Here is a 15,325-nt window from a genome sequence, read left to right as displayed (position 1 = left end):
GCGCGGTCGCCCGGCCCGTCCTCTCGGCCTGTGTGGCGGCGGGACGGCGCGGGGGCGCGGGGAACGGCGGGGGGAGGGGTGCGGCGTGGGCACGGGGGGACCTCCGCGGTGCGAGGGGACCGTTCGCACAGTAGGCCCATATGATCGACTGCCCGCGAAGCGACCCGGTGGCGCGCGTCCGTGTCCCCCATTAGCGGTAACGTGGCGGCCGAATACCGTTGCCTGGTGGGGTGCGAACCCCTCGCGCCCCCGAGGACCACCCGCCCACCCGAGGACCACCATGTCTGCCGCGCAGCACCCCGCCGTCTCCGTGATCATGCCGGTGCTCAATGAGGAACGTCATCTCAGGAACTCCGTCCGGCACATCCTGGAGCAGGAGTACGCCGGTGAGATGGAGGTGGTGATCGCGCTGGGCCCCTCCACCGACCGGACGGACGAGATCGCAGCGGAGCTGGTGCGCGAGGACCCCCGGGTCCACACCGTCCCGAACCCGTCCGGCCGCACCCCGGCCGCCCTGAACGCCGCGATCGAGGCGTCCAGCCACCCCGTGGTCGTACGGGTCGACGGTCACGGGATGCTGTCGCCGAACTACATCGCGACGGCCGTCCGGCTGTTGGAGGAGACGGGCGCGCAGAACGTCGGCGGCATCATGCACGCCGAGGGCGAGAACGCCTGGGAGGACGCGGTCGCCGCGGCCATGACGTCGAGGATCGGCGTCGGCAACGCGGCCTTCCACACCGGGGGCCAGGCCGGTCCGGCCGAGACCGTGTACCTCGGGGTCTTCCGTCGCGAGGCGCTGGAGAAGGCGGGCGGCTACAACGTGGAGTTCATCCGCGCCCAGGACTGGGAGCTGAACTTCCGCATCCGCGAGTCGGGCGGCCTGATCTGGTTCTCGCCCGAGCTGAAGGTGCAGTACCGGCCCCGGCCCTCGGTCCGGGCACTCGCCAAGCAGTACAAGGACTACGGCCGCTGGCGGCACGTCGTCGCCCGCTACCACTCCGGCTCGATCAACCTGCGCTACCTGGCGCCGCCCACCGCCGTCTGCGCGATCGCCGCGGGCATCGTGGCCGGTGCGGCCGTCACCCCGTGGGCCTTCGTCGTTCCCGCCGGGTACGTCGCCGCGATCGTCGCCGGGTCCGTGCCGGCGGGCAAGGGTCTGCCGCTGAAGGCGCGGGTCCGGATTCCGGTGGCGCTGGCGACCATGCACATGTCGTGGGGGTACGGCTTCCTGACCAGCCCGCGTTCGCTGGCGAAGAAGGTCATCGCCAGCCGCCGCCCGGCCATGACCGTCTGAGAGCCGGCCGGAGATCACCGACAGGCTCTGAGCACCACGGACACCACGGACACCGCGGGGGCCCTCCGATGTGCCGGAGGGCCCCCGCGGTGCGTCGTGTCCCGGTGCCTACCAGCCGAAGCCCGGCTGGATGTCCATGCAGGCCGACTCGTCGTCGCCGTTGAGCGCCCGTGCGCTGTCCGGGGTCTTCTGCTCGGCGGAGGGCGCGTGGTAGTCGCCGTCCTCGCGCCAGTCGGCCCCCACGGTCAGCGTGATGCCCGAGACGTCGGTCGACTTCTTCACCGCCGACAGCGGGATGCCGAGCGCCTTGGCGACCGCCTGGGCATTGCCCTCCATGTCCACGGTGGGAAAGAGGATCCCGGTCCGCTTCGCCGCCTCGGTGTTCTGCGCGTCGACCGCGGCCTGGGTGAACCCCTTCCCGGCCAGCAGCTCCTTGACCGCCGAGGCACGGCCCTTGGCCGGGTACTCGGTGTCGGTCCGCGTTCCGTTGCGGACGGTCACCGGGATCTCGGCGGGGGACGCGGTGGGTTTCTTGGCGGCGGCCGGTGTCTTGCGCTTGGACGCCTTGCCGTCGAGCGGGATGTCGTCGCGGACCATCTGGAAGAGCTGGTCGGCGTCGCCGGGTTTGGGGAGCACCCGCTCCTTGAGCGCGCCCGTCCCGTAGACGTTCGGCATCGTCGTCATGGTGATGCGCTTGGGGGGCACCTTCTTGAGCTCTTCCGCGAGGTCGTAGAGCCTATTGATCGAGCCGAGGCCGTTGTCGCCCTTGTCGACCGTCAGCGCGTTCGTCGCCGCCTCGGCCAGATCCATCAGCTTGCCCGGGTCGGTGAGCTTGGTGCCCTTGCGCAGCTCACGGACCATCGAGTTCATGTACATGTGCTGGGCGTGGGTACGGCCGAGGTCGGTGCCGTCCTCGAAGCCGTAGCGGGTGCGCAGCCACTGGAGGGCCTGCTTGCCCTTGATCTTCGTGGTGCCCTTCTCCAGCTTCAGCCCGGAGCCCTTGCCGTCGCTCGTGTGGGAGTAGACGTTGCTCTTGACGCAGACCGGGACGCCGCCTATCGCGTCGGCCATCGAGACCACACCCGCGAAGTCGATCATCATGAAGTGGTCGATGGTGATGCCGGTGAGCTCGTACCAGGTGGCCACGGAGCAACCGGGACCGCCGCGGCCGAGCGTCTCGTTGGTCATCGCCAGGCCGGTGGTCGCGGGGTAGACGCGCTTCGTCTTCGGGTCGGTGCACTTCGGGATCTTCAGCATGGTGTCGCGCGGCATGCTGATCACCGACATGTTGCTGCGGTCCGCGGAGAGATGGACCAGCATCTGTACGTCGGCGAGGGGCGGCGCCCCGAAGGTGTCCTTGGCCCCGCCGAGCTTCTGGTTCTTCTTGGAGTCCCGCGCGTCCGAGCCGATGAGCAGGATGTTCAACGGGGTCTGCCCGGCGGCGTTGGCCTTGTGGTCGGCCATCTTCTTGTCGCCGAGCGTCAGGTCCTCCTTCTTGAGGTTCCCGTTGAGGCGCTCGTAGTAGAAGTATCCGGCGCCCGCGCCGCCGAGTATGAGCACCGCGAGCACCGTGGCGCTCCAGCGCAGTACCCGGCGCTTGCCCTTCTTGTTCCGGCCTTCGCCCTTGCCACCGTGCCGCTTCGCCCCGCCGCCCCGGTGACCGGCGCCCCCGGACGCGGGCTGCCGGGCGCCGGGGCCCTGGTCCGGCCCTTGCTCCGGCTCCTCCTGCGCGTCCTCGTAGAGGCCGTCGTCCCAGCCGAGTTGGCCCGCGTCGCGGACGCGTGGTCGCGTCTCCCCACCGGGTGTGCTGCTCCGTCCCACCGGGACCCCCCTGCTGTTCAGACTCGTGGTGTGGCGCGGTGACCCGGTGTCACTTGGCGCACTCTGGCTTGGCGGCGTTCGCCTGCTGGACACCTTCCGGTGCCTTCGCCGGTGCCGCGATGGGAATGCCCGCGCCCTTGAAGTCGGCGCCCAGCGTCAGGATCATCGCCTGAAGCCCTTCGGCGTCCGTGGTGCCCTGCTTCAGCGCGGAGGCGGGCAGGCCCATCAGGTCGGCCAGGGCGCGGGCCTGGTCCGCCTGGTTCGGTGCATACTCCAGCGCCGTCTTCCTGGTCTTCGCCGGGGCGTTGGCCTTGTTGGTGGACTTGAGCACACCGTGGGTGTTCTGCAGCCAGGTGACGGTCTGCTGCGCGGCGCCGCCGATCTCGCCGCCGTTGTACACGTCGACCCGTATGTCGGCCGCGTTCGCCCTGGGCCCTTTGAGGAGCGCGTCCTGCTTGCTCTTGGTCTTCTTCTTCTGCGCGTTCACCTCGGTGAGCGAGGTGTCCTCGCGCATCATGGCGAACAGCGGGTCGGCCTTGGGTGCGTCCGGTACCACCGTCGCCCGGACCTTCTCGGCCGGGTTGTCCTTCACCGGCACGGTCACGAAGGTGATGTTCTTGGTGTCGACCTTGCCGAGCTCCTGAGCCAGCTCCGTCAGCTTCGTCACCGAGCCGATGCCCGTGTCGACGGTGAGCGCCCTGGTCGCCGTGTTCGCCAGCTTGTACAGCTTGGTCGGGCTGGTCAGGGTGTCGCTCGACTGTATCTGACGGATCATCGAGGCGACGAACTGCTGCTGCACCTTGATCCGGTCCAGGTCGCTCTCGTTGCCGAAGCTGTGCCGGGTCCGTACGAACGCCAGGGCGTCCTCGCCCTGGATGCGGTGCTCGCCCGCCGGCAGGTCCAGGTGCGAGTCCTTGTCCTTGACCGGCTTGGCCAGGCAGACCTGGACACCGCCGACCGCGGTGGACAGCTCCTTGACCGCGTTGAAGTCGACCATCATGAAGTGGTCGATCTTCAGGCCGGTCAACTCCTCGGCCGTGCGCATGGTGCAGCCCGGGTTGCGGCCCTCCTGGCCGAGGCTCTCGTTGAAGCGGACGCCCGCCGTCCCCGGAACGGCCTTCTCCGAGCCGTCCGGCTGCTTGGTCATGCACTCCGGGATGTCGACGATCATGTCGCGCGGGATGCTGAGCGCCGTCGCGTTGGAGCGGTCCTTGGAGACGTGGAAGAGGATGTTGGTGTCGGCGTGGCCCACGCTGCCCTTGTCGCCGTAGCCCTCGTTGCCCTTGCCGGTGCGCTTGTCGGTCCCGATGACCAGAATGTCGATCGGGGCGTCGTTGTCGAAGACGTTCTTGTTGCCCGCCGTGCCCACGTCGACCGTGCTCAGGTTGCCGTTGAAGTGCTGGTACAGCGCGTACCCGCCCACCGGCAGGCCGACCAGCACGAACGCCATCGTGCCGCCCGTCCACAGCAGGGCCTTCTTGCGGCGCGCCTTGGGCGCCTTGCGGCTGCGCCGGCCCGCCGCCTCGGCCTGGCCGGAACCCCCTTTGCCGCGCGGGCCGCCCGCCGAACGGCGACTACGCTGTTCGGGCACCTCGCGGTGCGGGGAGGTGCCGCGCCCCTGCTCGTCGCGGGCCGCGCCCCGGGGCTGACCCCCGTCACGGAGCGATTCCCCGCGCTCGCCGCCGCGTGCCGATTCCCCGCGCGGGCCGCCGGTGTCACGAACGTCTTCCGCTTCTCTGCGACGGGGGACGCGCGGCCCCGGCGCCTGGGAAGCGGTGGCCGAATCCCCTCCGGAATTGTTCAGTCGCAGTTCGTAATCGCCGGTGTCCGGGTTGAGTACCCACTGGTCTGCGGGGTCGAATTCATCCGCCCGCCCACGGCTTTGCGCATCCACGGTTGTTTGAGTCCTCCGTCGGTGCCACGCGAGGCGCCTGCCCCGGTCAGGCGCCCGATCTTTCGCTCCAGAAGTGCGCGGCCTGACGGCCGGAAGCACCGGATCGCGTCACACTATCGGCCCAGTTCGGCGTCGAGCGACGTGCGTGACAAATTCCACGGTCCTTACAACTGGTCATTCTGGTCATTACACGCCGATCACCGGCTTCTGTTTGAGAATTGCTTTACTGCCGACACGGGTCCACCGCCGCGTTGTTGCCCGAATAGGTGGGGGTGGGGTTCGGGCTCGCGGCGCCCGGAGTATCGGCAGAGGCATTGTTTTTCCCGCTGTTCTTCCCGTCGTCACCCTTGAGGTTCTTCCGGTCGGCACGCTCGATTCGGTCCGCCGGGACCACCGTGACCGGTGCGTCCGTGCGCAGCCGGCCGAAGAGCCGCTCCGCATCGGGCTGGACGAGTTCGTCCCGGTTCGGGTCGGGTCCGTACGGCCGCCGGGGCACGGTCAGGAACTGCACCCTGTCGGTCGGTACGTCGCGCAATTCGCGCACCAGGTCGTACAGGTCCCTGAGGCTGTCCAGTCCCGGGTCGGTGGTCAGCGACTTCGTGGCCGCGTCCAGCACCGGGTACAGGCGGGTCGGATTGAGCAGGACACCGTCGCTCTGCACCTTGTTCACCAGCGCGCCCAGGAACTGCTGCTGGCGGTCCATCCGCTCGGTGTCGCTGCCGTCACCGATGGACTTGCGGGCCCGTACGTACCCCAGCGCCTGCTCGCCGTCGAGCTTCTGGCGCCCGGCGGGGAGCTTCAGCCGCGCGTCGGGGTCGTCGACCGGCTTCTTCAGGCACACCTCGACCCCGCCGACGGCGTCGACCATGTCCTTGAACCCGTTGAAGTCGACGACCATCTGGTGGTCGATCCGGATGCCGGTCAGCTTCTCGACCGTGCGGACCGTGCAGGCGGTGCCGCCGAACTGGTAGGCCCAGTTGAACTGGGCGAACTGCTTCTTCGTGGCCGCGCCGCCGGGTCTGTGACAGACCGGGATCTTCACCATCAGGTCGCGTGGCAGGGAGATCGCGGTGACGCTCTCCCGGTCCGCGGCCAGATGGAGCAGGATCGTGGTGTCCGAGCGCTGGCTGCCGCCGTCGTCACTGCCGTACGCGCGGTTGTCGCCGGCCCGGGTGTCGGAGCCGATGAGCAGGATGTTCTCCGCGTTGCGCACCACGGTGGCGGGCCGCTCCCGCTCGTACACGCGCAGCTCGGTGGCGGCCGAGGTGTCCGTCCTGATGTTGGCGTCGAGCTTCCGGTACAGCCACGAGCCGACGCCTGCGGCGGCCAGGACGACGAGCGAGGCGCCGAGCGCGGCCCAGCGCGGCCAGTGGCGTCCGCGCGGCGCGTCGGGGTTTGCCGCCGGTCCGCCGCCGTCCGTGCCCGCCCCGGGGCCGTCGGCGTCCCGGCCCCCGGCCGGGCCGTCCTTCCGGCCCGTCCCCGGGCCGTCGGAGTCGCCCGGCGGGTCGGCGCTTTCGCTCACGTCTGCGTCCATCCTTCACGGTCGGCGGCGCGCTGGGCCGCCGGTCGCAGGAGTAGACGGCTGAACCTCACGCTTGGTTGTGTCCCGGTGGTCGGTACCGCCGATCATGTACCGGAGTTGACGAGCAGTCCTGAGGACTCGACCCGGTATGGGCCGGATGGGTGAGCATCAGGGCTCTTGTCATACCACGGTGTTGGTGACCCGCTCGCTTTCGACGCGCTTCGCCAGGCCGTCTTCACCCAACCGCTCCAGGTGGCGGCAGAGGACCACGGAGCCACCCGCGGCCAGCGGTGCGAACAGCCCCGCGCTCAGCCCCTCCCAGCTGTCGTACGGGCGCCCGGTCAGCAGCCGCGACCCCGCGGTCAGGCCGAGCCCGGCGGCGTCCTCGCGGGCCCGCCCCACCAACTGCGACGCCGTCAGCTCGGTGCCGCCCACCGTCAGCGCGGGGGCGTCCGGGTCCACGGGCGCGAACGGGGCGAACCGGTCGCCCTGAGCCGGCACCTCGACCGCGTAGTCCGCGAACCCCTCGGGGGCCTGCGGGAACCTGCCGCCCAGCGGCCGCAGCGCCAGCGCGACCCGCTCGCCGGAGCAGGCGCGCGCGGCCTCCAGCGCGTCCGGGCCGCTGACGACGAGGTCGGCGTCGGCCGGGTCGCCCTGCACGTCGGCGATGACGCCGACCGAGGAGCAGGCGAGCAGCCACACAGCCGACTGCCAGTGCGCGGGCAGCAGCAGGGCGAGCCGGTCACCGGGCTCGGCTGCGAGGTCGCCCTGCAGCAGATTGGCGGTCTTGGCCACCCAATTGGCGAAGGTGGCCACCGACAGTTCCACCCGTTCTCCGGTGGCGTCGTCGTAGAAGGTGACCAAGGGGCGGGCCGGGTCCGTGGCGAGCGCGGAACGCAGCAGGTCGGCGGGGGTGCGGTCGGTGGCGTTCATCCGCGCAAGGGTACGCGGCCGCGGAGCGCCGGGGCGGGCGGACGGGAAGCGGGTGCACCGGCTCGGCAGACGGGCCGTCAAGTGCGGGGGACTGCACCGGTGGACGGAGTTGTCGGATTATGCCCAAGATTGTTCGCATGCGTGTCTTTCTTGCATCTACGATCGGCGTCACCTGTGCGGCGGTGCTCGTGCTGCCCTCGGCCGCGCCCGCGGGCGCGGCCCCCGACACCGACTCCGCCCCCGTCGAGTCCGCCGGGCCCTCCGGGGTGTCGGGGTCGACGCAGTCCCTGGCGATGGTGCCCCTGGCGGACCCTTCCGGCCCGGCCACCGAGGACCCCACCCGGACCACCGAGTCCGCCGGACAGGGACTCACCGAGCGCACGGTCCGCCCGTTCTCGCTGGTCGGCGTGGTATGGGACGACCCGGACACCGAACTGCACGGGACCGCCCAGGTCCGAACCCGCGCCCGCGGCACCGGACGCTGGTCCGACTGGCAGGACCTGGAGACGCACAACGCCGAGCATGCCGCCGACCCCGGGAGCACCGAGCGAGGGTCCGGCGGTGTCCGCGGCTCCACCGCCCCGCTCTGGGTCGGCGACTCGGACGGTGTCGCGGTGCGCGTACGCCCGGCGGGCCCGGACTCCCATCGGCACGGCACTCATGACGCCCACGAAACTCATGATGCCCATGGCGCTCATGAATCGCAGGGCACTCCTGACTCCCACGACACTCCTGACTCCCACGAGGCTTCTGGCTCCCACGACTCCCGTGACTCCCATGAGTCCGACAGTTCTCATGACTCGTCTCATGACTCGCACCGCTCTCGCGACTCGTACGGTGCTCGTGACCCCCAGGGCTCCCAGGACCGGGCCGGCTCAGCCGCGTCCCTGCCCACCGGCCTGCGCCTCGAACTCGTCGACCCCGGCCGGGAAACGCGGCGGGTCCCGGCCGAGACCGGCCGGAGCACCGAAGACACCGGGACCACCGGAAACACTGGGACCACAGAGACCGTTGGCACGACCGGGCGCGCCGAGGATGCGGACGACACGAACTTCGAGGGTCTCGCGGACCTCACGGAGTCCGTCGCGGCGGCGGCCGGTGCCCAGGCCGCCGCGGGCGCCGAGGCAGTCGAGGCCGCCCGGGACTCATGGGGCATCTGGGGCTCCGGAGACGGCCGTACCCCCCTCGAAGCCGCTTCGCTCGGCGGGACCGTGCTCCCCGCCCTCGACAAGGCGGAGACCGAGGCACGGAGCGAGGCGGAGACCGGGCGCGCGCCCGGCGCCCAGCCGTACATCGGCCCCCGCCCGCGCATCATCACCCGCAAGGGCTGGGGAGCCGACGAGAAGCTCAGGGAACGTGCCTTCGTATACACCAAGGCCGTCAAGGCCGCGTTCATCCACCACAGCGCCACGGGCAACAGCTACACGTGCTCCCAGGCGCCCGCGGTCCTGCGCGGCATCTACCGATACCACGTCAAGAGCAGCGGCTGGCGGGACTTCGGCTACAACTTCGCCGTCGACAAGTGCGGCACCATCTACGAAGGGCGGGCGGGCGGAGTGACGAAGGCAGTCCTGGGAGCGCACACGCTCGGTTTCAACAGCAACAGCATGGGAATCGCGGTGCTCGGCACCTTCAGCGGCTCGAACCCGTCCGCCGCCGCGGTGAACTCCGTCGCCAAGCTCACCGCGTGGAAGCTCGGCCTGTTCGGCGCCGACCCGAGCGGCAGGACCACGCTCGTCTCGGGCGGCGGCAACAAGTTCAAGAAGGGCACGAAGGCCAGACTCAACGTCATCTCGGGCCACCGGGACGGCTTCGCAACCGAATGCCCCGGAGCGCGTCTTTACAAGAAGCTCGGCTCGGTCCGCACCAGCTCCGCGCGTCTTCAGGGACGCTGACCCCGGCGGCACCGGACGGTTTTCGGGGACGCGCCGCAGGACGGTCTCCGGGGCCCGGACGGGACGCCGCCGAAAGGCCGCCGTGGATCTCGCGGGCCGACCGGGCACGACCGGGGCGGACCGGAGCCGGATGCGTACGAACCGGTCTGCATACACTGGCCAGCCGAACAAGGCAGGGCCCCACCAGGAAGCAGAGTCAGCGCTGTGACACAGGCAAGAGAAGCGATCCTCCTGGTGGGCGGCAAGGGCACCCGGCTGCGCCCGCTCACGGTGCACACTCCCAAGCCCATGGTCCCGGCGGCGGGCGTCCCCTTCCTGACGCACCAGTTGGCGCGCGCCCGGGCCGCCGGGGTCGAGCACATCGTGCTCGCCACCTCGTATCTGGCGGAGGTCTTCGAGCCGTACTTCGGGGACGGTTCGAAGCTTGGTCTCCACATCGAGTACGTCACCGAACGCGAACCGCTGGGCACCGGCGGCGCGATACGCAACGTCGCGTCCCGGCTCACCTCGGGACCCGACGAACCGGTGCTCATCTTCAACGGCGACATCCTGACCGGCCTCGACATCCTGGCTCTGGTCACCACGCACACCACCTCGGGGGCGGACGTCTCGCTCCACCTCACCCGCGTCGAGGACCCGCGCGCCTTCGGCCTCGTGCCGACGGACGGCAGCGGCAGGGTCACCGCGTTCCTGGAGAAGCCCGAGACGCCCGAACAGATCGTCACCGACCAGATCAACGCCGGGGCGTACATCTTCCGCCGCTCGGTCATCGACACCATCCCGGCCGGCCGGCCGGTCTCCGTCGAACGCGAGACCTTCCCCGGGCTGCTGGCCTCCGGCGCCCATCTTCAGGGCATGGTCGACTCCACCTACTGGCTGGACCTCGGCACCCCGCGCGCCTTCGTGCGCGGCTCCGCCGACCTGGTGCTCGGCCGCGCCCCCTCCCCGGCCGTCCCCGGGCGCTGTGGCGAACGGCTCGTCCTGCCGACCGCCTCCGTGGCCGCCGACGCCAAACTCACCGGCGGCACGGTCGTCGGCGAGGGCGCCCTGATCGGCGGGGGAGCCCGGATAGCCGGGTCCGCGGTGCTGGCCGGAGCGGTGATCGAACCCGGAGCGGTGATCACGGACTCGCTGGTCGGAGCCGGTGCCAGGATCGGCAGCCGGACGGTGGTCGACGACGCGGTGATCGGGGACGGGGCACGGGTCGGTGCCGACAACGAACTGCTGGGCGGCATGCGCGTCTGGTGCGGGGCGGTCCTGCCGGACGCTGCGGTGCGCTTCTCGTCCGACGAATAGCGAAAACGGACGAATAGCAGAAGCAGAGGAAACGGAAGAAGAGGAAGAACGGGCGGACGGCCGCCCTCGACCGGGCACCCGTCCCTGTGCCCACGGCCTGAGGACGACGTGCCCATGGCCTGGGGACGACAGGGAATGGCTCAGGGAGCGCCGCGTCGTCGTGCGGCTTCGATCGCAAGGGCGGGGGAGGGGGCGATGCGGCGCATCGGCGACCGGCGACCGGCGACAACGCCGCAGGTGGAATCGCAGGGCGGCGCGAGCCCGCTCCCTGGCGCTTCCCAGGCCGTTACCCTCGACAGGCACCCCGACGACCGAGGACCTCATCCGTGGCAGGACGATTCGCTCCCCGCACCGCCCCTCGTGCGGCCGTCCCGCGCCAGGCGGCGGCCCCGGCGAAGCACACGCCGACCCGCGACTGGACCCCGCCCGGCCCGCTCGACCTGCGCCTCGTCCTCGGCCCGCTGCGCCGGGGCCCCGCCGACCCCACCTTCCGGATCACCCGGGACGGAACGGTCTGGCGGACCGGCCGCACGCCGACGGGCCCCGGCACCCTCCGCCTGTCCGACCGGGGCGGCCGGATCGAGGCGGCGGCCTGGGGGCCGGGCGCACCCTGGCTGCTGGACCGCCTCCCGACCCTGCTCGGCGCGGAGGACGACCCGGACGCCTTCCGTCCGTACCACCGGCTGCTCGCCGTGACCCGGCACCGGCGCCCCGGACTCCGTCTGCTGCGCACCGGCCTGGTCCTGGAGTCCCTGATCCCCTCGGTGCTGGAGCAGAAGGTCACCACGGACGAGGCGTACCGGGCCTGGCGCTACCTGGTCCGCGCCCATGGCACTCCGGCGCCCGGGCCGACGGACGACGCCGCGTTCGCCGCCCTCGGCCTGTACGTCATGCCGGACCCCCGCACCTGGTCGCTGGTCCCGTCCTGGGAGTGGCACCGCGCGGGCGTGGACGCGAAGCGCTCGGCCACGATCCTGCGCGCGGTGCGGGTGGCCCGCCGTCTGGAGGAGGCGGCCGGCATGGACCTCCCGGAGGCCACGGCCCGGCTGTGCCTCGTGCCCGGCATCGGACCCTGGACCGCGGCCGAGACCCTCCAGCGGTCGAACGGCGCGGCGGACGCGGTCACGGTCGGCGACCTTCACCTCCCGGGCATCGTCGGCCACGCCCTGGCGGACAACCGGCACGCGGACGACGAGGAGATGCTGGCCCTGCTCGCCCCCTACGAGGGCCAGCGGCACCGGGCCACCCGCCTCATCCTGCTCTCCGGCCGCGTCTTGCCCCGCCGGGCCCCGCGCATGACCCGGGGCGACATCGCCCGTCTGTGAAGCGGCGCGGGACCTGGAGACCCCGACACTCGGCGCCTCCGGATGCCCGGTACATCCCGACACTCGGACAGGGGACGGCGGGGGACCGCCCGCGCGCGCCCGGAGCCGTACGACAAGAACGCCGAGCCGTACGACAAGAACGCCGAGCCGGTGCGGCAGGGGCTCCGGGCCGAACAGGACACCGAGCCGTACGCAGCCCCGTCACGCTCGCCCGTCACGCTCGCCCATCACGCTCGCCCATCGTGCTCGTCCACCGCGGCTCGCCCATCGCGTTCGCCCGGCGCGCTCGTTCACCGCACCGTGATGAACGCCTCCGGATCCCGCGCGTCCCGTGCCGTGGGCGCGACCGCCGCCCGCCCGATCGCGACCGCGCCCAGCGGATCCCACGATTCCGGCAGGTCCAGCACCTCGCGCACCACGTCACGGCAGAACATCGTCGAGGACACCCACGCCGAGCCGAGCCGTTCGCCCGCCAGCGCCACCAGGAAGTTCTGGATCCCGGCCCCCGCGGCGACCACGAACATCTCGCGCTCCGCGGTGTCCCGCCGCTCGTCCCCGTAGGTGTGGGATCCGTCCATCACCAGGCACGGCACCGCCAGATACGGCGCCCGGCGCAGCACATCGCCCCGCCGTACCCGCTTCGCGATCGACTCCTCGCTCTTCCCGTCCCCGCGCAGGTCCGCGACCCATGCGTCCCGCATGGCGTCGAGCAGTCGGGTCCGCGACTCCTCGGACTCCAGCAGCACGAACCGCCACGGCGTCGTGTGATGCGGAGCGGGCGCCGTCACCGCCGCGGCCACGGCCCGCCGCACCACGCCCGGGTCCACCGGTTCGTCGGTGAACTCGCGCACCGTGCGCCGCAGGGTCAGTGCCTCCCGCACCGCCTCCGAGGTGCCGAGACGGAACATGTCGTCGGCCGCGTCGCGCACCAGCGCCCGCGCCCCGCCCGCGGAGTCCGGCGAGTCCGCGGGGGCCACGACATGGCCGAGCCCGCGCACCACCGCGACCGGCAGCCCCGACGCCTTGCCCTTGACCAGGTCACCGGCGGCGGCCAGTTCGTCGGCGGTGGCGACCACGGTCGCGCTGAGCGGATTGCCGTACGTGTCCGTCCCACCACGCAGATCGTCCAGCACCCGGACCCCGGCCGCCCCGATCGCGACATCGGTGAGTCCGTCGCGCCAGGGGCGTCCGAAGGTGTCCGTGACGACGACCCCGACCTCGACGCCGAGGGCGTCCCGCAGCCCGTCCCGGATCGCGCGCGCCGAGCGGTCCGGGTCCTCGGGCAGCAACAGCACCGTCCCGGCGGGGGTGTTCGAGGCATCGACCCCGGCCGCCGCCATGACGAGACCCTGCCGGTTCTCGACGATCCGCAACGCGCCCCGGCGCGCCACCACCCGTATCGTCTCGGCGTCTATCGCCGCCTCCCGGTCGGCGGCCTCGACGATCCGGTCCTCCGCCTTGGAGACGATCTTCGACGTGACCAGCAGGACGTCCCCGTCGACCAGCCCCGGATCGGTGGCGGCGATCAGCTTCGCCAGGTCGTCACCGGCCCGCACCTCGGGAATCCCGGGCAGTGCCCGGACTCGGTACGAGGGCGCCTCGTCGAAGACCGCCCCGGCCGCCTCTCCGGAGCACGCACCAGCCGCCTCGCCGAAGGCCGCGCCGCGGGCCGTCCCGGCGGCGCTCATGCCCGTACCTCCTCGGCCAGCGCCAGAGCCTGCCGGGCCATCTCCGCCGCCGCGTCGACGTCCGTCATCATCAGCGGCACGGAACGGCAGCGGATGCCCGCCGCCTCCACCGCGTCGACCGCCCCGGCGTCCACCGTGTCGACGAGCCAGCCGTCGAGCAGCCCGGAGCCGTAGTGCTCGGCCACGGCCGCCGCCGTCGACTCGACGCCCACCGCGGCGAGCACCTTGTCCGCCATCCCGCGCACGGGCGCGTCCCCGACGATGGGGGACAGGCCCACGACCGGCACCCCGGCCTCGGCGATCGCCTCCCGGATCCCGGGCACGGCCAGGATCGTCCCCACCGACACGACGGGGTTGGACGGCGGGAAGAGGATGACGTCGGCCTCCGCGAGGGCTTCCAGCACCCCCGGCGCCGGCTTGGCCTGCTCGGCGCCGACCGGCACGATCGCCTGCGCCTCGACCGAGGCGCGCAGCCTCACCCAGTACTCCTGGAAGTGGATCGCCTTGCGTTCGCCGTCCAGATCGACGGCCACATGCGTCTCCACCCGGTCGTCGGACATCGGCAGCAGCCGGATGCCCGGCTTCCACCGCGCGCAGAGCGCCTCGGTGACGGCGCTCAGCGGATAGCCCGCTGCGAGCATCTGCGTACGGACGATGTGGGTGGCGAAGTCGCGGTCGCCGAGGCCGAACCAGTCGGGCCCGACCCCGTACGCCGCGAGCTCCTCCTTGACGTGGAAGCTCTCGTCCGCACGTCCCCAGCCCTGCTCCTCGTCGATGCCGCCGCCGAGGGTGTACATCACGGTGTCGAGGTCGGGGCAGACCTTCAGTCCGAACAGATGGATGTCGTCGCCGGTGTTGCCGATCACCGTGATGTCCGCGTCGGGCGCGGCCCGCTTGAGGCCGCGCAGGAAACGAGCACCACCGATACCGCCGGCCAGAACCACAATGCGCATGCCCGACAGTCTGTCAGGCGGAGCCTGATCCTTGTCAGGGCGACGGGCGACGGGCGGCCGTCTGCGGGTGAGGGGCGGACGTCAGCCGCGTGCGGCGTCCGCCACTGGGGGTACGGCGCTCGCGGCCACGGGCAGGGCGTTCGCGGTCACCGGCGTGCAGTGCGCCGTGTGCATCGGCATCTCGGTCAGGCCCGGGTAGTAGATGTGCAGGCTGACGGCCGGTTCGAGGGAGTCGTTGATCACCTCGTGCACGGAGCCGGGCGCGAAGACGCGCTGTGCTCCGGGTGCCAGCGCGCAGGCGCCGCGCTCGGTGTGCTCGGTCAGCCGGCCGTCCAGAACGGTCAGCAGCCCGGAGGACGGGCCGTGGTCGTGGCGCCCGCTGCCCTGACCGGGCAGCCAGCTCAGCAGCCAGAGCTCGTAACCGGCCGAGGACTTCCCGGGCCGGGAGGAGCCGGGGGCTGGTGCAACGGCGCGCAGCCGGTGGTACCAGCGGGTGGTGGCGTCGTACTGGACGAGCGGCGCCCACTGCGTGCGGTCGGAGGCGATGCGGCGGGCGAGCCCGGCGAACTCGGCCACGGTGGACGGGTGCTCGCGTGCGGGCTGGAGGAGGTGCTGGACCTCAAGGATGTCGCCGGCGATCTGGAGGTCGCTGTCGCTGTTCATGGAAGCGGTCGGTTTCCTCGGCGTGGGGTGCGTGTGCGGGT

The 15,325-nt window shown here is 71.7% G+C and carries 11 protein-coding genes; 4 read left to right on the top strand and 7 right to left on the bottom strand.

Translation table 11 applies throughout. The features are described from left to right. Positions 1-280 precede the first annotated feature (280 nt). The gene (locus tag ACFYXM_RS07505) at positions 281-1,294 is read left to right on the top strand and encodes a glycosyltransferase family 2 protein (protein WP_389287776.1); all 1,014 of its coding nucleotides are present in this window, start codon (positions 281-283) and stop codon (positions 1,292-1,294) included. Positions 1,295-1,402: 108 nt separating this feature from the next. Here the strand turns inward: ACFYXM_RS07505 and ACFYXM_RS07500 are convergent, their stop codons facing one another. The 4 genes from ACFYXM_RS07500 to ACFYXM_RS07485 form a co-directional block, all read right to left on the bottom strand. Further along, a complete protein-coding gene (locus ACFYXM_RS07500) occupies positions 1,403-3,115 on the bottom strand; it encodes an LCP family protein (protein ID WP_389287774.1) in 1,713 nt (570 codons plus the stop codon). A gap of 49 nt (positions 3,116-3,164) precedes the next feature. Further along, a complete protein-coding gene (locus ACFYXM_RS07495; protein WP_389287772.1) occupies positions 3,165-5,009 on the bottom strand; it encodes an LCP family protein in 1,845 nt (614 codons plus the stop codon). A gap of 223 nt (positions 5,010-5,232) precedes the next feature. Continuing rightward, positions 5,233-6,543, bottom strand: a complete 1,311-nt coding sequence (locus tag ACFYXM_RS07490; RefSeq protein ID WP_389287770.1) for an LCP family protein — start codon at positions 6,541-6,543, stop codon at positions 5,233-5,235. Between the two features lie 168 nt (positions 6,544-6,711). After that, positions 6,712-7,464, bottom strand: a complete 753-nt coding sequence (locus ACFYXM_RS07485; protein WP_389287768.1) for a TIGR03089 family protein — start codon at positions 7,462-7,464, stop codon at positions 6,712-6,714. A gap of 137 nt (positions 7,465-7,601) precedes the next feature. Between ACFYXM_RS07485 and ACFYXM_RS07480 the strand changes: the two genes are divergently transcribed. The 3 genes from ACFYXM_RS07480 to ACFYXM_RS07470 all read left to right on the top strand — a co-directional run bounded on the left by ACFYXM_RS07480 (position 7,602) and on the right by ACFYXM_RS07470 (position 11,980). After that, positions 7,602-9,359, top strand: a complete 1,758-nt coding sequence (locus ACFYXM_RS07480) for a peptidoglycan recognition protein (protein ID WP_389287766.1) — start codon at positions 7,602-7,604, stop codon at positions 9,357-9,359. Between the two features lie 204 nt (positions 9,360-9,563). Further along, positions 9,564-10,655 (top strand): sugar phosphate nucleotidyltransferase, encoded by a 1,092-nt coding sequence (locus tag ACFYXM_RS07475; RefSeq protein ID WP_389287764.1) that lies wholly within the window; start codon positions 9,564-9,566, stop codon positions 10,653-10,655. Positions 10,656-10,981: 326 nt separating this feature from the next. Beyond that, positions 10,982-11,980 carry a DNA-3-methyladenine glycosylase family protein gene (locus tag ACFYXM_RS07470; protein WP_389287763.1) on the top strand — a complete coding sequence of 333 codons (999 nt, stop codon included), beginning with the start codon at positions 10,982-10,984 and terminating at the stop codon, positions 11,978-11,980. A gap of 290 nt (positions 11,981-12,270) precedes the next feature. Here the strand turns inward: ACFYXM_RS07470 and ACFYXM_RS07465 are convergent, their stop codons facing one another. From ACFYXM_RS07465 to ACFYXM_RS07455, 3 genes are all read right to left on the bottom strand, one after another. Next, positions 12,271-13,668: a coenzyme F420-0:L-glutamate ligase gene (locus tag ACFYXM_RS07465; protein WP_389287761.1), complete on the bottom strand. Its 1,398-nt coding sequence runs from the start codon at positions 13,666-13,668 to the stop codon at positions 12,271-12,273. After that, positions 13,665-14,621, bottom strand: coding sequence for a 2-phospho-L-lactate transferase (gene cofD, locus ACFYXM_RS07460; protein WP_389287759.1), 957 nt, complete (start codon positions 14,619-14,621; stop codon positions 13,665-13,667). Before cofD ends, ACFYXM_RS07465 begins: the two co-directional genes overlap by 4 nt. A gap of 81 nt (positions 14,622-14,702) precedes the next feature. Continuing rightward, complete coding sequence (locus ACFYXM_RS07455) at positions 14,703-15,284, bottom strand: cysteine dioxygenase (RefSeq protein WP_389287757.1); 582 nt, start codon at positions 15,282-15,284, stop codon at positions 14,703-14,705. Positions 15,285-15,325 lie beyond the last annotated feature (41 nt).

Origin of the sequence: Streptomyces sp. NPDC002476, assembly GCF_042889785.1 — a bacterium.
GTDB lineage: Bacteria > Actinomycetota > Actinomycetes > Streptomycetales > Streptomycetaceae > Streptomyces.
The sequence above is the reverse complement of the archived record's forward strand: the minus strand, read 5'-3'. Positions and strand labels throughout refer to the sequence as shown.

Excerpts from the sequence above, each read along its gene's own strand:
- ACFYXM_RS07490 (WP_389287770.1), bottom strand. The coding sequence starts at position 6,543 with ATGGACGCAGACGTGAGCGAAAGCGCCGACCCGCCGGGCGACTCCGAC.
- ACFYXM_RS07455 (WP_389287757.1), bottom strand. The coding sequence starts at position 15,284 with ATGAACAGCGACAGCGACCTCCAGATCGCCGGCGACATCCTTGAGGTC.
- cofD (WP_389287759.1), bottom strand. The coding sequence starts at position 14,621 with ATGCGCATTGTGGTTCTGGCCGGCGGTATCGGTGGTGCTCGTTTCCTG.
- ACFYXM_RS07485 (WP_389287768.1), bottom strand. The coding sequence starts at position 7,464 with ATGAACGCCACCGACCGCACCCCCGCCGACCTGCTGCGTTCCGCGCTC.
- ACFYXM_RS07480 (WP_389287766.1), top strand. The coding sequence starts at position 7,602 with ATGCGTGTCTTTCTTGCATCTACGATCGGCGTCACCTGTGCGGCGGTG.
- ACFYXM_RS07505 (WP_389287776.1), top strand. The coding sequence starts at position 281 with ATGTCTGCCGCGCAGCACCCCGCCGTCTCCGTGATCATGCCGGTGCTC.
- ACFYXM_RS07465 (WP_389287761.1), bottom strand. The coding sequence starts at position 13,668 with ATGAGCGCCGCCGGGACGGCCCGCGGCGCGGCCTTCGGCGAGGCGGCT.